The sequence below is a fragment of the Campylobacter showae genome (assembly GCF_900573985.1).
GTDB lineage: Bacteria > Campylobacterota > Campylobacteria > Campylobacterales > Campylobacteraceae > Campylobacter_A > Campylobacter_A showae_E.
The window spans coordinates 1,532,323-1,551,753 of record NZ_UWOK01000001.1 but is presented as its reverse complement, the minus strand read 5'-3'; the positions used below and the strand labels follow the sequence as shown (position 1 = coordinate 1,551,753).

Sequence of the window (19,431 nt, the reverse complement as noted above, 5' to 3'; positions counted from 1 at the left end):
TTGTCTCTTTTTTTAAAATTTGAAAGCGAATTTTACAAGTGCGAGCAAAGCGGCGGCAAGCTAACTATAAATCTAAAAAACGACTGGACCTACAAGCTGCCGGCTCAAATTTGGACTCAGACGGCCGCGCTCATCTGCTCAAAAAAATTTAATAAAATCGTTTTAAATTTTAAAGACGTAAAAGAGCTTGATTACGCAGCGGCGCTGTTTTTTAAAAATACCTTTTTAAACGCCCGCAAAGAGTATGAGCTCGTAAATTTAAATCCGCACGCGCAAAAGATTTTTGATTCGATAAATAGCGAAATAAATCCCAAAATAAAGCAGATCATAGACGCCAAACCCCACGAAAATCCACTATCTCAAATCGGCAAAAATTTGACCGCGTTTTTTGCGGGATTTTGCGCGTTTTTAAATTTTATGGGCGAGTTTTTGGTTAAATTTAGCAAGATATTCATGCTAAAAAATATCCGCGTGAAGGAAATTTTGGCTTATTTCGAGGATGCGGGTATAAAGTCGGTTTTTATCGTGTGCCTTACCTCTTTTCTCATCGGCATCGTGCTCGCATATCAGGGCTCAAATTTGCTCGAGAGTTTCGGCGCCACGATAATAATCGTCGAGATGATGGGGCTTTTGACCCTGCGCGAGATAGCTCCGCTTATTGCCGCTATCATCGTGGCGGGGCGTCTGGCGTCAAGCTTTACTGCGCAAATCGGCGTTATGAAAATCACCGAAGAGATCGACGCGATGAAAACGATGGGGTTTGATCCGTTTAAATTTCTCGTTTTGCCTCGCGTTATAGCTCTTATCGTAGCCATGCCTCTTATCGTGTTTTTAGCCGACGTATCGGGGATACTAGGCGAGATGGTCGTGATGGAAAACTACCTAAACATCAGCTTTGATAGCTATCTGGCGAGATTTGGTCAAGAGGTGGATATCAAGCATCTTTACGTCGGGCTTTTTAAGGCTCCGTTTTTTGGCGTCGTGATCGCGTTTATCGGCTGCATGAGAGGCTTTCAGATCGGCGGAAACACCCAAAGCGTGGGCACGTATACGACCGTGAGCGTGGTAAATGCGATATTTGGCGTGATCATGGTGGACGCGCTGTTTTCGATTATTTTCACGCAGCTAGGCATATAAATGATAATAAAAGCGACTGATTTAACGACGAAATTCGGCGAGCGAGTGATCCACGACGGACTAAATTTCCACGTAAACGAGGCTGAAATTTACGGTCTACTGGGCGGTAGCGGCACGGGTAAATCGACGCTGATGAAAACGATGATATATCTAAAAGAGCCAAGTGCGGGCAAGATCGAGATGCTAGGGCGCGATCTATGGTCGCTAGACGAAGCGGCTAGGCAGGAGATAAAGCTTGCTTGCAGCGTGATGTTTCAGTTTGGCGCGCTTTATACCTCGATGAACGTGCTGGAAAACATCTACATCCTGCTAAAAGAGTATAGCGGGATGAGCGAGCGCTCGATGCGCGAGATAGCGATGTTTTGGCTGCAAAAAGTAGGCCTTAGCGAAAATGTCGCTTTGCAGTACCCAAGCGAGTTAAGTGGCGGTATGAAAAAGCGCGTGGCGATGGCCAGAGCTCTAGTGCTAAGTCCTAAAATTTTGTTTTTAGACGAGCCAAACTCCGGCCTTGACCCAAGTAGCGCGCGGGCGTTTGACGAGCTAGTAGTGGAGCTGCGAGATACGCTTGGCGTCACGGTCGTGATGGTGACGCACGATATAGACAGCATTTGTACTATTTTGGATAGATTTTTGATACTTCAGGATAAAAAGATAGCCTTTGAGGGGACTTTTGAGCAGCTGATGCAAATGCCCGAAAATCCGCTCGAAGAGCTTTTAAAAACAAGGAAAAACGGTGGGAAATAAAATAAATTATACTTTGATAGGCCTCTTTTTCGTGCTTGTCGTGAGCGCGCTGGGTATCGCGGCGTGGTGGCTGGGCGGATACGGGAAAAAGGCCGATGATTACAGGTCGTATTTCATCAAAACTACAAGCCTGCCAAGCGGCATCAAAAAGGACTCCACGGTCAAATTTATCGGCGTAGACGCGGGCACGGTCAAGGACATCCGCTTTGCCGACGAAAAAGAGGCGCTCATCGAGCTTGAGCTCTCCGTAAGGAAAGATATACCCATTAGAACCGACAGTACGGCGTCTGCGGAGATACAGGGCATCACTGGCATCGGCTACCTAAACATCTCGCGCGGCAGCATGGACAGCCCGCTCTTTGATAAAAATGAAAAGGCCTACATAGGGCTTGAGGCGAGCTTTTTTGATAAAATCGGCGACAGAGCCGAGTATCTAACGAAAAATTTAGAGTCTACCTTTAAAAATATCAATAAATTTTTAAGCGACGAAAACGCGGCTAAATTTTCGTCTATCCTAGTTTCGGTTGATGAAGCCGCGAAAAAGATAAACGCCGGAAATCTCGATATAAACGCGACTATCGCAAACGCAAACGAGGTTTTGGCTAATGCAAATTTGACGCTAAACGAGCTAAAAAAAGCGCTAAAAAACGCCTCTGGCACGCTTGAGTTTGTAAATTCATTTACGACTAAAGCCGCGGACGCCGCGCAGGAGCTAAAAAATCTACAAACCGCGATAGCAGAAAAGATAAAAAGCGGCGAATACGACGTGAAAGACGCGCTAAATACGATTGGCGACGAGACGGAGAGGACGCTGCTTAGCTTCCAAAAGCTCATTTCGGATTTTAGAAATACCCTTTTTAGACTCGAGGACGACCCGTACGAATTTTTCTTTAAAGACACGCAGAAAAAGGACGAAAAATGAAAATTTTAAGCACGGTTTTAGCCGTTACGGCGCTGTTTTTTAGCGGTTGTAGCGTTTTGGCAAAGCCTGCGCCTAGGACGAATTATTTTATGCTAGGCGGCGCGGAGGATAAATTTAAAGAGTGCGAAAATAGGCCGGAAAAAACGGTTTTCATCGAGGAGGTGCGGGTTTTTGGCGCGTATGAGAGCCGAGAAGTCCTAAAGATAGACGCAAACGGCGAGATCCGTCCGCTAAAAAATATCAAATTTTTAGCGCTCCCAAGCGAAATGGCTAGGCGAAATTTGATCATAGCCGCGAGCGATCAGTGCGTGTTTAAGCCCTCTTTTAAAAACGCGGACGTAAGCGTAAAGTCAAATTTACTCACCCTTCAAATCAAAGATCAAAAAGCGCAAATTTCGATGATGTTTAGCTTTTTTAAAGACGGCAAAGAGCTAAAAAGCGTCGTGCTAAGCTCGCAAAAAGACGCAGGCGCGGACGAGGGCGAAATCGCGATGAAGGCGCTAAACGCCGCATTTAGCGAGGTTACGGACAAATTTTTGCAAGAATTAATCAAATTTTAGAGATAATCGCAAATTTTAAAGGAAAACGATGATAAAAGCGATCGAGGGCGTCATAACCAAAAAAGAGCCCGCAAATCTCATCCTAAAAACAGCAGGCGGCGTGAGTTACGGCGTAGCTATCTCGCTTTTTTGCTCGGCAAAGCTCGAGCGAGGCCAGAGCGTGGAGCTAAACATCACGCAGATCATCCGCGAGGATGCGGACTTGCTTTACGGATTTTTAGATAGCAACGAGCAAAAGATGTTTGAGATGCTGATAAAACTAAGCGGAATCGGCGCGGCGACGGCGATAGCGGTGTGCTCGAGTCTAAATCCGAACGCATTTTTAAATGCGGTTAAAAGCGGAGACGCTGCGGCGCTACAAACGGTGCCGGGCATCGGCGCAAAGACGGCTAGACGCATCATCGCCGAACTTAGTGACGCAAAGATGACGATGGACGAAAATCTGCCTAGCTATCAGCACGAAGCGATCTTGGCGCTTGAGAGCCTAGGCTTTAAAAGAGAAAAGATAACCAAGGCGCTTAGCGAGTGCGACGCGCAAAATACGGGCGAACTCATCAAACAAGCCCTAAAAAAACTAGCATAAAAAAGGAAAAGATATGAAATTTGCTGTGATATTCGGCGCTAAAAGCTACGAGCATGAGATCAGTATCGTGAGCGCCATAGCCCTAAAAAAGGTGCTAAAAAACGAGCCTTTGTTTATATTTTGCGATAAATTTAGAGAATTTTACTTGATAAACGGCGCCGATATGAAGGCGAATTTCTTTAGCTCGGGCAAGTATAAAAATGCCAAAAAGCTTACTATTAAGCAGGGCGGATTTTTCGCTGGCGGATTGCTCGGCGAGAAAAAGATCGAGGCGGACGTATTTATAAATTTAGTCCACGGCATGGACGGCGAGGACGGCAAGATCGCGGCGCTGCTCGAGTTTTACGGCCTTAGCTATATCGGCCCTCGCGTGGAGGCTAGCGCGCTAAGCTACAACAAGGAGCTAACCAAACTACTCGCGCAAAAAGCCGGCGTAAAAACCCTAAACTACGAGGTTGTAAGCAGAGCAAAGGCGCCTAGCCTGCCGCTACCCGTGATCCTAAAGCCGCTCCGACTAGGAAGCTCGATAGGGGTTAGCGTGATAAAAAACGCTAGCGAGCTAGAATACGGCCTAGACGTGGCATACGAGTTTGACAAAGAGATCCTGGTTGAGCCATTTATAGAGGGCGTGAAGGAGTACAATCTAGCAGGCTGCAAGGCGGACGGCGAGATCAAATTTTCTATCATCGAAGAGCCAAAAAAGAAGGAATTTCTAGACTACGAGCAAAAATATATGAGCTTTTCAAACGAGAGTAGGGCGCGCGAGGCCGACATCGGCGCAGAGCTAGCCGCCAAGCTAAAGCAAAGCTTTGAGCGCATCTATAACTGCGGCTTTGACGGAGCGCTGATACGCTGCGACTTTTTCGAGGTGAACGGCGAAGTCTATCTAAACGAGATTAACCCAAATCCGGGCAGTATGGCCAATTATCTATTTGACGATTTTGAGAGGACACTGGAGCGACTTGCTGCGAGCTTACCAAAAGAACGTGAGATAAATATCGACTATAAATTTATCAACTCCATAACGTCGGCAAAGGGTAAGCTATAAAATTTTGTTTGCCTGATTTTGCCAAATTTGACATTTAGTTGCCGCCTTAAACGGATTGTTTTTAGCGGCTTTTTAAATTTTTACGCTTTATCGCATCGCTAATAAATTTGGTCGGTAGTTTTGAAATTTAGCGATTATTACGCTTGCTAGGTAAAAGCGCAGCTTGTCTTTCAACATTTTATAGCGTTAAAGTGCCGATTTAGGTTAAATTTAACTCGCCTTTTTTCTGTTCAACCGCTAGTTTTAGTCAAATTTTACCCATCCGCCTTTCTTATACTCGCAAATTTCACTCTAAAAATATAAAACGCTCTAAAATAAATTTTAAAGAACATAATGCGCCATTATATTTTAATTTGAATTTAAAGATAATATGCTATATTTTACACAAAATTTTATGTAAAGAGCAAAAATGACTACTTTTAGCAAAGATGAAATTTACACGGCAACCGAAGTGGTGCGAAATTTTAGCGCCGTTTTAGGCAAGGTCGGCAAGGCGCAGATGAAGCGCGCGGTGATCGTCAAAAATAATAAATTTGAAGCCGTACTGCTAAATATGGGCGAGTACGAGCGACTATGCGAAGCCGTCGAGGTTCTTCAAAGCATTTATGAGGCTAAAAAACGAGCCGGAAGCGGCGAATAATGGCGGTCAAAGAGGTAAAATACGGCGGCAAAATTTACCGCATCAGCTACGAAACCGTAAATCCCGCACGCAAGGACGTCACGCTATTTTTGCACGGTTGGGGCGCAAACAAAGAGATCATGAAAAAGGCTTTCGGTGCGTATTTTAAGGATTTTCGCCACGTTTACGTCGATATGCCGGGCTTTGGCGCGAGCGGTATGCACGGTGCGCTAGCGACGAAAGACTACGCAAAAATCATGAAATCCTTTTTAGACGAGCTTGGCGCGAACCCCAAAATTATCTTCGGACATAGCTTTGGCGGCAAGGTCGCAACCCTGCTAAATCCTGAATATCTCGCACTTTTAAGCTCGGCGGGCATCGTAGCTAAAAAGCCGCTTTGGGTGCGATTTAAGATCGCTTTGTTTAAGTTTTTAAAGCTATTCGGTCTTGGATTTTTATACAAGTTTTTTGCCACGAAAGACGTAAAAGGCATGAGCAAAACGATGTACGAGACCCTAAAAAACGTCGTCGATGAGGACTTTAGCTCTAAATTTGCGGACTTTGGCGGCAAGGCGTTTATATTTTGGGGTGAGGAGGACAAAGCCACGCCTCTAAAAAGCGGCGAACGCGTAAGTCGCCTCATCAAAAACAGCGAATTTCACGCGCTAAAGGGCGATCATTTTTTCTTTTTACTCCACGCGCGCTACATCGACGGTGTAGTGAATGCGGGGCTAAATTTGATGGACTTGGATGATGAAAGCGGCATAGAGAGCGTGAAAATTTTAGGCCCGAAAAACCGCGAAAATTTGAGCGAGGAAGCCTGGTGCGCCGACGAAAACGGCGATCTTAAAAACGCTACCGAGCAAAATTTGACGGAATCTACCCAAGAGGCTTTGGAGCAAGAGGTCGCCATAAACACAAAAACCGTCTCTCAAAGCAGCCTTTTTGACGAGCGGTCGCAAGATAGTAGCCTTGCTGATCAAAACCCGCAGCTTGACGATGCAAACGCCAAAAACGGTCAAGTTTTTAAAGAAAATTTGTTTGACGGACACGAAACCGTACAAAACCAATCAGAACCTAAAAGTAGCGTTTCAATCAGCGACGAGCAAAATCACATTTCACCAAAAGATGAGCAAGACGGTCAAAAAAGCCCCAAAAAGCCGGTACAGCAAACGTTTGATTTAAGCTAGAGTGCAAATTTAGGATTTTGGATATCAGCGTTAAATTTATGCTGGTTTGGCAGACCTGCATCAAATTTACGAGCTAAATTTAAGCCCAAAATCTGTAAAATCTCGGCTGATAAATTTGCGTTTTACGGCGTAAAAAAAGCAGGGCGGATAAATTTGCTCTCAAATTTAACGGAAAAACTATCAAATTTACGTCAAGCACGCAAAAACAAACCTCAAAACGCTAAATTTGGCAAAAAGGGCGCAAACAAAAGCCCGCCTAAGCGAACCTAGGAGAAAAAATGAACGAAACCCTCATAAATATCGGCCTTGCCGCGACGCAGACTTTATTTACGTTTGCGCTCGGATTTTATCTCATCACCTGCCTTCAGTGGTTTTCCTACAAGTTCGAGCGCGTGCTGTTTCACTTCACCAGGCCGCTGTGGCACGTGTTTTTTCTCATCGTGCCGATCGTACTTTTTTACGGGGCGGAGCGATTTTTTTGGATTTATTTTTACTTTGCGCTGGTGCCAAGCCTCGCTCTTTGGCATAAAAAGCTCGATAAAAAGCTAGTTTTTACGCCGCGAGTCAAGCGATTTTTTGTTATCCTAGCGCTCGCCGTTATCGCTAGCTACGCTGTTTGTCTAGCGACGCAGTACCGCGTAAATTTAGGCGTCGTCCTGCCGCTCGTGCTCTCTTTTGCGCTTAGTTTTTTGTTGGAAAAGGCGAAATTTAAGGCTTACGAAAACAGCGCGCGCAAAAAGCTAGCCTCGATGCCGGAGCTAAAAATCATCATGATAACGGCGAGTTTTGGCAAAACCAGCATAAAAAATTTCCTCTTTGAGCTGCTTAAAAATGACTTCGCCTGCCGCAAAACCCCTCGCAGCGTAAACACGCTAGCAGGTCTCATCCAAGACGTAAACAACGAGCTCGCTGCCGGTACGCAGATATATATCGCAGAAGCAGGCGCGCGCCTAAAAGGCGACATCGCGCAGATTACGGAGTTTTTGAACCCGCAGATCGCTATCGTCGGTGAGATCGGCGCGCAACATATCGAGTACTTTAAGACGCTTGAAAATATCCGCGCTACAAAGCTTGAGGCTCTTGGCTCAAAGCGCCTAGAAAAGGCTTTCGTGCACAGCAGCACGCAGGCAAGCGAGGGTGCAAAGACAGAAATTTACGATAAAGACCTAAGCGGAGTTGAGGCGAACTTGGATGGGGTCAAATTTAAGCTTGGCGAGAGAGAATTTAGCTCGCCGCTGCTTGGTAAATTTAACGCCGCAAACCTAGCCGTCTGCGTCAAAACCGCGCTATATCTGGGACTAGACGAGGCCAGGATCGCCGCAGCTCTAGCGCGTCTAAAAAACGTCGAGCATAGACTCGAGCGCATCGATGCCGGCGGTAAAATCATCATCGACGACGGTTTTAACGGTAACTTTAACGGTATGAGCGCGAGCTATGAGCTAGTCGCCAGCTACGAAGGGCGCAAGGTGCTCGTGACGCCCGGCATCATGGAGAGCAGCGACGAAGAGAACGAAAAACTAAGCAAGATCATCAACAAGACCTTTGACATCGTTATGCTAACAAGCTCGCTAAACGCCGTCGCGTTGCTAAAGCACCTAAGCAGGCCTAAAGTAATCGTCATCAAGGACAAATCAAAAATGCAAGAAGCCCTGGCGCAAAACACCAAAGCGGGAGATCTGATCCTTTTTTCAAACGACGCGCCAAGCTTTATGTAGGCGTAAATTTGGTTTGGACGGCGCAGTCAAATTTAGCGGTGCCACTTCTAACTACTCAAATTTGATTTGAGATTTTGTCCGCTCACGTCGGCGGAGATTGATTTGAAAAAATGCCTTTTCAAGATGCAGGTTATACCAAGCGCCGACTGCGGCAGATGAAAGATAAAAATATGGCGGCTAAATTTAAACGACTTTAAATTTCACATCGGTCAAATTTGGCGATTTCGCCGTCAAATTTAAATACCGGCGCTAGCCATCCCAGCCTCGATCAAAAACTGGCTAGGTTGGTAGTTTATCTTTTTGATCTTGTCGTATTTGGCGTAGCTTAAAATCAGCTCGTCGCGCGCCCTTGTGACCGCGACGTAAAAGAGTCGCCGCTCCTCCTCGAGCGAGCCGCCCATGCTCATGAGTTTGAGGTTCGGGAAGCGATTTTGCGCGAGATCGACTACGAAAACGAGGTCAAACTCAAGCCCCTTTGAGGCGTGCACGCTTAGCAGATTTACCCCTTCGCCGCTGCTCATCTCGCTGCTGCCCAGCGTGATAAAGTTATAAAATTTTTCCGCCTCCGAGTAGTTTTTGGCTAGTTCGCCCAGTACCTCGAGCTTGCCTGCGATGCGCTCTAGGGCCTCTTTTTTTAGCGTTTCGTCGACGTTGCCGTTTTTTTGCGTGGCGCGCTTGGTCGCGAGATTATCGGCGATGAGGGCATAAATTTTGCTATTTTTGAGATCCTCTATCAGCGAGGTCGGGCGCGAGTGGCGTTTGGCAGCGCTTAAAAAATTATAAATTTCATACAAAAACTGCCCGCCGCTCTCGCTTAGTTTTTGCATTTTTAGCACGGGGTGTGCGAAAAATTTCTCGCTAAAGTTAAATTTAGCAAATCGAGACTTCTCTCCAACCTCGTCAAGCTCGTCAAAAAGCCCTAGCTGGTAGTTTTTGGTCTTTTTGGCAAATGCCTCCACGCCATCATCGGGCTGCAAAAATCCGCGTACGATATCGCCGTGTCCGACCTTGCTTAGCACCTCGAAAATCTCCTTGCTAAGCGCCGCGCCGACGCCTTTTGCGTATTCGCATACGTGGATAAAGGCCATGATGTCCTTTGGGTTTATGAGGATGCCCAGCAGATCCATAGCGGCGCGCACCTCGAGGCTCTCAAAAAAGCTCACGCCGCCCTTGCGCTTGGAGCCGATACCGAGCTCCCGCAGCGCGACTTCTAGTCCGTCGGCGCTCGAGTTGTTGCGAAAGATGATGGCGATATTTTCTTGTTTATATTTTGAAACGGCGATGATCTGCGCGATGTTTGAGTACTGGTCGAAAAGCTCGTTGTAAACTAGCAGCTTTGGCGAGGTAAATTTGCCCTCGCGGCCGACGACTAGCTTTTTTTCGTAAAGACGCGGGTTGTTTGCGATGACTTTGTTGGCAAGTGCTAGGATGGCGGAGCTGCTGCGATAGTTGATGTTTAGCGCGTAAATTTTAGCGTCTGCAAATCTGTCCTTAAACGAGCCGATGATCTCGATGTTTGCGCCGTTAAAAGCGTAAATGCTCTGGTCAAAATCCCCGACGCAAAAAAGGCTTTTCGTCTCAAAAGCGCTGATTAGCGAGCCTTGCAACGAGTTTGTATCCTGGTACTCGTCGACTAAAATTTCCTCAAATTTTAGCGGCGCTCCTTTTCTTAGTTCATTACGCATTTTGATAAGCAAGTCGTTAAAATCCGCATAGCCGAATTTGCTCTTTTCCTCCTCAAATTCGCGCAAAACATCCTCGTAAATCTCGGCATATACGCCTTGTTCGTCGCTTCGCTCCTTTAGCCACTCGCCAAAAGTCTGCTTTAAGGCTAAATTTTGATACAGCGAATACGCGTCGTAAAGATAAGCGCCGCCGTATGGCTTGACGTCGCTTAGGTGGTTAAATTTACGCCTCTCGACGAGCGATTTTAGCAGCGTTTTTAGCTCGCTTGGCTGCTTTAGCGTGACCGGTTTTTCTAGAAATTTAAGCAGCGAATAAGAAACCGAGTGAAAGGTGCCCGCCGTGATGCGCGAGGTGATTTTTTTATCAAAATGTCGGTTTAGACGCTCGATCATCTCGGCTGCGGCCTTGTTGGTGAAGGTTAGCAGCAGGATTTTCTCGGGCTTTACGCCTAAATTTAGCAGATGGGCGATGCGCGCGACGATAGTGCTGGTTTTGCCGGTGCCTGCTGAGGCTATAACTAGATTGTGCCCTGCAGGAGCGGTCGCGGCGGCGTATTGTTCTTGATTTAGTTTTGAAAGGGGCATATTTTCCTCACGTTTAAAAGGCTCGATTATACCTAAACGGACTTAAATTTATAAAAATGCAAAAGCGGCGAGGGCTAAATTTATTCGCCCCGCGTTTGCAAAGCGAGGCGAAAATTTAGCGGTTTTATTTTGGATTTAATATCTCTTTTACTTCCTCATCGCTTAGTTCGTAGCGGTAAAATTTGAGGTAAAATTTTTTGACTTCGTCTTCTAAATTTAGCTCGGTAAAAATTTCAGGATAAAAGATTTTGGCTAGCCAAAGTGGCTGCAAAGCACCCTCTGCGCTTCTAACCGACCATAGATATACCCCACTAGGCACGACATATACGGCACCGTTTTTAACGGCTTTTACGTTACTAAACGGAGGATTTTTTAATATTTTTTCCTTGCCTTCGCGCGAATTTGTTATGATGATGTCAGGATTTAGGATGATAATTTGTTCCTCGTTTATTATCTTTGAGATTTTAAAATCAGTTTCATTGTCTTGAGAGCTTAAATTTATCCCGCCAGCGATTTTTATGTATTCCGCACCGATATCCGTGGTGGTGATGGTAGTGAAATTTCCAGAGTTAAAATTTAAGGCCAAAACCCGCTTTTTATCCTTGATATTTTGTACTTTCTCGCTTACAAATTTTATATTTTTGTCAAAATATGCGTTAAATTCGCTAGCTCTTTTTATAGCATCACCGCCCAAAATTTCAGCGATTTTACTAACTGATCCTTTTATCTCGCTAGGGTTACTAAATTTATCGATATTTACGACCGCGATGCCTGCTGCTTCTAGCTGTGCCTTTTGATTTTCGTCAAATATCATGCCTAGTGGCCCAAAAACCACCTGAGTATTTGAGGCAATAATAGTTTCAACACTGCTTGTTAGCGAGCCGCTAATGTTGTTCGTCGTTTTTATTTTCGGGAAAATTTTACTCATCATTTTCGGTAGCCGCGCTGCGCCCGAGATGATTTTATCTTCACCCGTTAGCATTGCACTCATCTGAGTAAAAGCCCCTATCGTGGGCGTCACACGCTCTACATTATCAGGTATTTGCACCTCTTTGCCATCGTCATCAACTACGATACGCGCCTGCAAGATACAAACCGCCAAAATCAAAAATCGCCAAAATTTTTCTCATTTTTTCTCCTTAAATGATCGGTACGCAGGAGTAGACGCTTCTGCCCTCGATCTCGTTTTTTACTACTCTGATATCCGCGCCATATGCGAGCCTTAAATTTTCATCCGTTATCGCTTCGCTCGCACTGCCGTAGATGATGTTTTGATCTCTTTTTAAAAGCGCGACCTTGGCGTCTATATAAAAAGCATGCTCGGCAAAGTGCGAAGTCATAATAACCTTATTTCCTTGAGCGGCAAGCTCTTTTACTGCCTTTAGAATCTTTATTTGGTTGCCAAAATCTAAATTTGATGCAGGTTCATCAAGCATAATAGCTTTTGCTTCCTGCGCTAAAGCCCTTGCTATCAAAACCATTTGCCTCTCGCCGCCGCTGATATCGGTGTAAATTTTATCTGCAAATTCGCTTATCCCTAGTATTTCAAGCTTTTGAAGGGCTATCTTTACGTCATTTGCGCTAGGGCTTTCAAAGGTTCCGATAAAGGGCGAGCGCCCCATTAAAACGACGTCTAAAACCTTAAAAGCAAATGGCGGAGTGTGAGCTTGAGGCACGTAGCTAACGAGCTTTGCTCGCTCTTTATCGTTTAAGGCGAAAAAATTTCGTCCGTCCGCTAAAATTTCTCCACCAAAAGGTTTTAAAAATCCCAAAATGGTCTTAAAAACAGTTGTTTTACCAACCCCATTTGGCCCTAACAAGCATAAAATTTCACCATCTTTTAGCTCTGCATTAAAGTCCTTTACGACTAACTTTTTGCCATATCCGCAGCTTAAATTTTTTATCTCAAATTTCACAGCCAGCCCTTTTTGCTTTGATAAAGCAGGTAGATAAAAACAGGTGCGCCGATGAGCGAGGTTATGATGCCAAGGGGTATCTCGCTAGCCATAGCGCACCTTGCGATCGTATCTACTACTAGCAAAAATAGCGCTCCAATTAGCATCGAAGCCGGTAAGAGGGCGTTAAAATTTGCCCCCACGATAGAGCGAGCTATGTGTGGCACGATGAGTCCGACCCAGCCTACGATACCGCAAAAAGCCACGCTAGAAGCCGTCAGCAAAGTAGAGGCACAGATGATGATAAAGCTGTAAAATTTGACATTTACGCCCATGGCTTTAGCCTCTTCTTCGCCAAATGCCAAGATATTTAGCCTAAATCTAAGTAAAAACAGAGGCACGGAGCAAAACGCCGTGACGCCTAGCATATAAAGTACGTTTTGATATCCTCCCGTGCGAGCTAGACTGCCCATCAGCCAAAATGTAATCTCCGGTAGCTTGTTTTCGCTATCTGCTAGAAATTTTAAAAGCGAGCTAAAAGCACCGAAAAGCGAAGATATGACGACGCCTGAGAGAACCATTATGATGACGTTTAGCTTGCCTCTAGCGATTAGCTGGCTTAAGAAAACCACCGCAAAAACGGCGGCTAGTCCAAAGCCAAAAGCTGCTAGCGAGACATAAAGTACGGGCAGTGAAAGGATGATAGCGATGCTAGCGCCCACCGCCGCGCCACTAGAGACGCCTAGTATATCGGGGGAAACTAGGGGATTTTTAAAAAGCCCCTGATATACAGCACCAGACGCAGAAAGGGCAGCTCCCACCAGCACCGCAAATGTGATACGAGGAAGTCTGATCTGTGTTATGACAGCGTTTGCCTGCTCATTTTGTGCGTTTGAGCCTGTTATTAAAGAGTATAGGCTATTAAAAATTTCAGACGCAGTGAGACTATATCTGCCAAGAGCTAGAGAAGCAAAGGCGCAAACTATCAGCACGATCGTTAAAATAGTAAAAAAGACTTTGTTACTCAAATTTTACCTCGCTTACGTCATACCACATAGCGTAGCTTTTTGTCGTTCGGTAAAATTTAACTCCGCTTTTATCTTTTACTAGCCATTTATCTACGTTTTTTCTATAAATTTTCTCTTTTTCTTTTGGGATCTCGCCTACAAATTTTAAAAATTCATAAGCTTCATCTTTACTCGTAAAGCTCTTTTCGTAAATAGTGTCAAATATCCGCACATTTACGTTTGCGCCCAGATCATAAAGCATATTAAAAGTGACGTTATAGCCAAACATTCTAGGATTTTCGTTTATAAAAGGCGGACGCTTAGAGGCTCTTTCATCGATGCCCGCAAGCAAATCCATCCAAATTTCTCTAAGGCTTGGATAGTCCTCCAAAAAGCTGGTTATGCATACGTATTTTTTCGCTGCGTCGTTTAGTCTTTTTATATCGCCAAGACCAACCGAACGAGATGCGACGACGACGTCGTGCTTGCCGATTATGTCTAGCGCATCGCTATCTAGCCAGCTTTTTTGCATAAATTTTATATTTTTTACGCCAGCGTTTTTGGCGTTTTGCTTACAAAATTTAAGCATCTCTCCAAACGCATCAAGCGCGGTCAGGTTTTTAGACCGTCTAGCCATAGGTATGCTAAGGCGTCCGGGCCCGCAGCCAACGTCTAGCACGCTATCTCTATCCGTGATAGGCAAGGCATCAGCTAAAATTTGTGCGCTATGCTTTTCAAGCTCAGCCATGCCGTTATACATCACAGCTACTTTGTCCCAATCAACCGCACTCCCGCCAGCTCCATCTCTAGTCATAGGCGCAAATTTGAGTTCTCTAATCGCCTGCCAGTTTAGTAGTCCTTGCATTTTTTCTCCAAAATATTTAAATTTTAAATTTTGAAGCCGAATTAAAATTTGACTTCAAAATTTGAAGGTAAAATTTTTAAAATGACAACTAGGTAAATCGCTGCCGAATTTAAAGGCGCTCGCGAGACATTCCGCTAAAATTTAACTTCAGCCGATAGCATAAACGTCCTGCTCTGTCCTAAAAAGATACTTGTGCCCGCACCCGTCGTAGTTCCGTCGATATTTGACGGGAACATTCCGACCCAGTACTTTTTATCAAATACGTTATTTACGTTAAATCTTAGCGTAGTTTGCTTGCCTAGCCACTCTTTGGTTACGTAGCGGATGCCAAGATCGGTCGTAAAGTACGCAGGTACAGCATTTACGTTACGCTGATCGGCGTAGCGTTTGCCAGTGTAGTGTAAATTTGCGCTTAGGGCTAGCTTGTCGGTATTTGGCACGACGTAGTCAAAGAGTAAATTTGACTGAACTTTTGGTTCGCCGACCACGATCTTACCCTGCGCGTAGGCTTGTTTTGCCTTTTTTAGCTTCGGCTGTATTAGCGCGACGCCGCCCATTACGCTAAGATCGTTTGTGATCTTGCCTCCTGCGGTAAACTCTAGGCCTCTATTTACCTGCTCGCCTTGGATGCTATATTCGTTGTTATCGCCTAGATAGGCTATCGGGCGTTTATCTCATAAAGTGCCGTAGATAGGTCGATATCCTCTATCCTAGCCTTTGCGCCGATCTCGTATTGCTTGCTTCTAAATGGCTTTAAAACGACCGTTTCGCCGTATCTTGGATTGGTTCTTTCGTAGGTATAGCTTGAGCCTGCTTGCAAGCTATCTGCATACGTGAAGTTATAGGCTTACATTTTCGATAGGGCGATAAATAAAGCTCGCTGCGTAGCTAGTGCCGCTCTCGTCGTACGTTTTTACGCTTGTTTGCTTGTTTTTGTTTTCAAAGTTGCTTCTGGCTGCGCTTAAAATCACGCTAAAGTAGTCGTTTAGCTTGATATCGTCCGCGATAGTGAGGTTTTTCATAGAGCTTTGGCTATTTTTATAAGCTCCGCCGCCTTTTGTTACGTGCGGATTTGAAAAAGTTTTTGGATTATATAAATTCGAGTTGCCCAAATTTGCTCTTCCGCCTGCGGTTTTAGCGCCGTATATTGTCCAGTTATAGCCGTTTGCCTGCACGCCGAAGTTGTGCTCTATACCGAACGTCTCAAACTCGGTCGTAGCTTTAGCAAACCAGCTTTGTACGTCAAACCTGCTTGCCGCGCCGTTTCCTCCACTAGCCGCTACGCTAAAATCTCCGTTTTGATTCGTGAAAGTTTTGCTCGTGCCGTACATATCGCGGATGGCTTTTTGCCACTGATATCCGCCCTCAAAGTACCAACGCTCGGTCGGAGCGTATTTAAATTTAACGCTAGCGGTCGTAGTTTTTAGGTCGCTTCCCGCCCACTCTTGCTCTAGGCCCGCTTTCGTATTTTTTGTAGCGTCCGGTATAGCAAAGTTTAAAACACCGTTTCTACCAGGCACCGAAAAGCCGCCGGGTATTCCTAGCATTTTGTGTTTGTAGTAGCTAAAATTCGTCTCGATAGTAAAATTTTCGGTTAGATAAAAATCAAGGCCTAGGCTAGCTAAATTTCTTTCGTAATCGCTATTTTTAGCTTGTTTAGCGCCGTCTGATTTATAAAATACGCCGCGGTATCCGACGTACTGAAATCTATCCGAAGTATCCCAGCCTATACCAAAATTTGACCTACTCGTATAGTCGGCCCAAAACGTATTTAAAAACGGTATCGGACGTTTTCTAGTGTAGTTAAAGATGCCTGCCGGATCTTGTCCGCCGTAAAGCGAGCCTGCAAGACCGTTTTGTATCTGAAGCCCCTCAAACATATACATAGGTATAGCAGTTGTTGAAACCGAGTAAAAGCCGTCCCAAAGTACGTTACCGACGACCGAACCCTGAAAGCCGCGAGTCTGCGGACGACCGACCTCGACGCCGCCTCTAGTTTGGATTTGCGCTGAAGGGAAGTACTTCACCGCATCCTCAAAACCGGCCACGCCTTGGTGATTCATAGCCTCAATCGACATCGTGTTTACCTGATAAGGCATATCAAGTACCTTTTTGCCTGCTAGCGGACCGCTGGCGACGCCCTTGTTTAGTATGCCTTCGCTGATACCGCTCTCGCTGATATTATCGCCGATGCTGTTTACTTCGACCCCCTGAAGCTTGACCGTATCGGCTGCGTTTGCTTGTGCTGCAAATAGCGCTAAAACCGCACATGCGGCGACTGAAATTTTAATTTTCATTTATACCCCTTTTATGAAGTGTTAAAATATTTATTTTTATATTTAAATAAGCCGATGTTACATCTTGTTACTTTAATATGCAATTTATCTGTAATATATTTTTTAAATTTAATAAATTTATGTTTACTTTATGGGAATGCTCGGTTAAAATTTGATTTTAGTGAAATTTGATCGGATAAAGAGGTACGAAGGTGCCAAATTTGAAGGTAGTATCGCGAGACGGCTTTAAAGCGCGAAGAAATTTTCTACCGAAGATATAACGCGTAGTTTATCGATGGAGAAAATTTCTAGCTGCGTTAAAGACGCTCGCGAGGCAAGCTCTAAATCAAATTAAAATTTGACTTCGGCCGAAAGCATAAACATCCTGCTCTCGCCCAGGCTTAGTCCGTTAGCTACGCCAAGAACGCTAGCGCTAGTGCCTGCGCCATCAGCACTTGCAGGATACATGCCCGCCCAGTATTTTTTGTTAAATACGTTGTTTACGTTAAAGCGCAAGGTGGTTTGCTTGCCCAGCATAGCGCGGCTAACGTATCTCACGCCAAGATCCGTGACAAAAAAGCTAGGCGTAGCCTGAGTGTTTAGATCGTCGATGTACATCTTGCTCGTGTAGTGGAAATTTGCGCTAAACGCGAGCTTTTCGGTATTTGGCACTACGTAGTCAAATAGCAAATTCGAGTTTAGTTTAGGCACGCCGTTTACGACTTTGCCGTTTGCGCCTTTTAGTAGCGGATCTTTAAATTTAGAATTTATTAGCGTAAATCCGCCTAGAACGCTTAAATTTGACGTGATTTTACCGCCGCTCATAAACTCAAAGCCGGTATTTACCTGCTCGCCTTGGACGTCGTATCTGCCGTTGCTGCCGACATAGGCGATAGGGCGCTGTATCCTAAACACCGCCGTGCTAAAGTCGATTTCGTTTATGCGAGCTTTAGCGCCTATTTCGTATTGTTTCGAGCGATACGGTTTTAGCACGCTGGTCGTGCCGTCGGTGTTCGTGCCGCTGCCGCCTTGTTGCAAGCTATCGGCAAAGGTAATATAGGTGCTCACGTTTTCAACCGGTTTATATACCAGGCTCGCGCCGTAGCTAAGGCCTGATTCGTCGTATTTGGTCACGATAGGTTTTAGCTGTCTTTGCGTAGCGGTTATGGCCGGGCGAGTGCGCTCTTTGATCCAGCTGTTTGAGAGGCTTAGTAGCAAGCTAAAGTTGTCGTTTATCGTGATATCGTCTAGCACGGAGATATTTTTCATATCGGTCGTGCTGAGTTTATATAAATTTGAGCCTTTTTTAGAGTTTGGATGCGGGAAAATTTTAGGATCGTTGATATTTGCCGAGCCCGCTTTCGTCGTCGTGCTTAAATTTGAGTAACGGTACTGCACGTATCTATATCCGTTTGCCTGCACGCTAAAGTTATGGTTTAGCCCCCAAGTATCAAAGTCCGTGACCGCCTTTAAATAGCCGCTAGGCAGGTCAAATCTATACGCCGCCGTCGCTCCGCCGCTGTGATAGGTATCGTAGTTGCCGTTTTTATCGGTGATTCTATTTACGACGCTGTGTATATGGCGGTCTGCTCGCTGGAACTGATATCCGCCCTCGAAATACCAATCCTCGCTCGGAGCGTATTTAAATTTAGCGCTAGCGGTCGTTGTTTTTAGATTCATACCGCCGTATGGCTGACCAAGGCCCGGAGTTTTGTTATCGACTGGATCTGGTAGCTTTAGGTCGTTTCTGATCATGCCGTCTTTTACGTAAAGCGCAAAAAGTCCCGCAAAGCCGTGAGTGTTGTGCTCGTAGTAGCTAGCCGCAGTCTCAAACGTAAGCGACTCGGTCGGATAAAACTCGAGCGTGATGCTGGCTAGGCGGCGCTGATAGTTGCTGTCTTTTACTTGTTTTGCGCCGTCCGAGCCGTACACGACCGCGCGGTAGCCCACCTTGTCAAATTTCATCGAGCTATCCACGCCTACGCCGAAGTGCTCGCGCGAAGCGTAGTCCGCCCAGATGCTGTGCTCGTTATCTACCGGGCGTTTTCTCGTGTAGTTAAAGACGCCGACTGGATTTTGCGGGCCGTAGAGCGAGCCGGCAAGACCGTTTTGTATCTGCAAGCTCTCAAACATCGCCATAGGAATCGCCGTAGTCGAGATAGCGTAAAAGCCGTCCCAAAAAACGTTGCCTACGACGCTACCCTCAAAGCCGCGAGTTTGCGGACGACCGACCGTGGTGCCGCCTCTCATCTGAACTTGCGCGGACGGGAAGTATTTCACCGCTTCCTCAAAGCCGGTCACGCCTTGGTGATTCATCGTTTCTTTTGTGATCGTGCTTATTTGATACGGGGTGTCTAGCACCTTTTTGCCGGCTAGGATACCGTTTTGTACGTTTTTGGTTAGGATGCCTTCGCTGATACCGCTCTCGCTGATGTTATCGCCGACGCTGTTTATCTCGACACCTTCTAGCTTAACCGTATCTGCGGCATTGGCTTGCGCTGCAAATAGCGCCAAAACCGCACATGTGGCAACTGAAAATTTCACTCTCATTTAGACTCCTTATTGGTTTTATGCTAAATTTGCATAATGCGCGTATGTTA

At 45.6% G+C, this 19,431-nt stretch carries 18 protein-coding genes; 9 read left to right on the top strand and 9 right to left on the bottom strand.

Features of this window, described 5'->3' with window-relative positions:
* The 9 genes from EE116_RS07830 (at nucleotide 1) to EE116_RS07790 (ending at nucleotide 8,518) form a co-directional block, all read left to right on the top strand.
* Nucleotides 1–1,137 (top strand): MlaE family ABC transporter permease, encoded by a 1,137-nt coding sequence (locus EE116_RS07830; protein ID WP_122873929.1) that lies wholly within the window; start codon nucleotides 1–3, stop codon nucleotides 1,135–1,137.
* Nucleotides 1,138–1,881, top strand: a complete 744-nt coding sequence (locus EE116_RS07825) for an ABC transporter ATP-binding protein (RefSeq protein ID WP_122873928.1) — start codon at nucleotides 1,138–1,140, stop codon at nucleotides 1,879–1,881.
* Nucleotides 1,871–2,803: an MlaD family protein gene (locus EE116_RS07820; protein ID WP_122873927.1), complete on the top strand. Its 933-nt coding sequence runs from the start codon at nucleotides 1,871–1,873 to the stop codon at nucleotides 2,801–2,803. The genes EE116_RS07825 and EE116_RS07820 overlap by 11 nt, the downstream gene beginning before the upstream one ends.
* Nucleotides 2,800–3,363 (top strand): hypothetical protein, encoded by a 564-nt coding sequence (locus tag EE116_RS07815; protein WP_122873926.1) that lies wholly within the window; start codon nucleotides 2,800–2,802, stop codon nucleotides 3,361–3,363. The genes EE116_RS07820 and EE116_RS07815 overlap by 4 nt, the downstream gene beginning before the upstream one ends.
* Before the next feature lie 28 nt (nucleotides 3,364–3,391).
* Nucleotides 3,392–3,946, top strand: coding sequence for a Holliday junction branch migration protein RuvA (gene ruvA, locus EE116_RS07810; protein ID WP_122873925.1), 555 nt, complete (start codon nucleotides 3,392–3,394; stop codon nucleotides 3,944–3,946).
* Between the two features lie 13 nt (nucleotides 3,947–3,959).
* Nucleotides 3,960–4,994, top strand: coding sequence for a D-alanine--D-alanine ligase (locus tag EE116_RS07805; RefSeq protein WP_122873924.1), 1,035 nt, complete (start codon nucleotides 3,960–3,962; stop codon nucleotides 4,992–4,994).
* Between the two features lie 409 nt (nucleotides 4,995–5,403).
* Nucleotides 5,404–5,634 (top strand): type II toxin-antitoxin system Phd/YefM family antitoxin, encoded by a 231-nt coding sequence (locus EE116_RS07800; RefSeq protein ID WP_002947827.1) that lies wholly within the window; start codon nucleotides 5,404–5,406, stop codon nucleotides 5,632–5,634.
* Entirely contained in the window at nucleotides 5,634–6,803 is a 1,170-nt protein-coding gene (locus EE116_RS07795; protein ID WP_122873923.1) for an alpha/beta fold hydrolase, read from the top strand. The genes EE116_RS07800 and EE116_RS07795 overlap by 1 nt, the downstream gene beginning before the upstream one ends.
* A gap of 278 nt (nucleotides 6,804–7,081) precedes the next feature.
* The gene (locus tag EE116_RS07790) at nucleotides 7,082–8,518 is read left to right on the top strand and encodes a Mur ligase family protein (protein ID WP_122873922.1); all 1,437 of its coding nucleotides are present in this window, start codon (nucleotides 7,082–7,084) and stop codon (nucleotides 8,516–8,518) included.
* A 236-nt stretch (nucleotides 8,519–8,754) separates the two neighbouring features.
* Here EE116_RS07790 and EE116_RS07785 read toward each other — a convergent pair whose 3' ends face one another.
* The 9 genes from EE116_RS07785 to EE116_RS07755 form a co-directional block, all read right to left on the bottom strand.
* Entirely contained in the window at nucleotides 8,755–10,788 is a 2,034-nt protein-coding gene (locus EE116_RS07785; RefSeq protein ID WP_122873921.1) for an ATP-dependent helicase, read from the bottom strand.
* Between the two features lie 124 nt (nucleotides 10,789–10,912).
* Complete coding sequence (locus EE116_RS07780; RefSeq protein WP_122873920.1) at nucleotides 10,913–11,896, bottom strand: ABC transporter substrate-binding protein; 984 nt, start codon at nucleotides 11,894–11,896, stop codon at nucleotides 10,913–10,915.
* Nucleotides 11,897–11,927: 31 nt separating this feature from the next.
* Entirely contained in the window at nucleotides 11,928–12,704 is a 777-nt protein-coding gene (locus EE116_RS07775; protein WP_122873919.1) for an ABC transporter ATP-binding protein, read from the bottom strand.
* Entirely contained in the window at nucleotides 12,701–13,711 is a 1,011-nt protein-coding gene (locus EE116_RS07770; RefSeq protein WP_122873918.1) for a FecCD family ABC transporter permease, read from the bottom strand. The genes EE116_RS07775 and EE116_RS07770 overlap by 4 nt, the downstream gene beginning before the upstream one ends.
* Nucleotides 13,704–14,555, bottom strand: coding sequence for a class I SAM-dependent methyltransferase (locus EE116_RS07765; protein ID WP_122873917.1), 852 nt, complete (start codon nucleotides 14,553–14,555; stop codon nucleotides 13,704–13,706). The genes EE116_RS07770 and EE116_RS07765 overlap by 8 nt, the downstream gene beginning before the upstream one ends.
* A gap of 134 nt (nucleotides 14,556–14,689) precedes the next feature.
* Nucleotides 14,690–15,184: a TonB-dependent receptor domain-containing protein gene (locus EE116_RS13130; protein ID WP_338120541.1), complete on the bottom strand. Its 495-nt coding sequence runs from the start codon at nucleotides 15,182–15,184 to the stop codon at nucleotides 14,690–14,692.
* Between the two features lie 29 nt (nucleotides 15,185–15,213).
* Nucleotides 15,214–15,375 carry a hypothetical protein gene (locus tag EE116_RS13125; RefSeq protein ID WP_338120530.1) on the bottom strand — a complete coding sequence of 54 codons (162 nt, stop codon included), beginning with the start codon at nucleotides 15,373–15,375 and terminating at the stop codon, nucleotides 15,214–15,216.
* Nucleotides 15,376–15,394: 19 nt separating this feature from the next.
* Nucleotides 15,395–16,852: a TonB-dependent siderophore receptor gene (locus tag EE116_RS07760; RefSeq protein WP_338120529.1), complete on the bottom strand. Its 1,458-nt coding sequence runs from the start codon at nucleotides 16,850–16,852 to the stop codon at nucleotides 15,395–15,397.
* Nucleotides 16,853–17,182: 330 nt separating this feature from the next.
* Nucleotides 17,183–19,381: a TonB-dependent receptor gene (locus EE116_RS07755; RefSeq protein WP_122873916.1), complete on the bottom strand. Its 2,199-nt coding sequence runs from the start codon at nucleotides 19,379–19,381 to the stop codon at nucleotides 17,183–17,185.
* Between the last annotated feature and the right edge of the window lie 50 nt (nucleotides 19,382–19,431).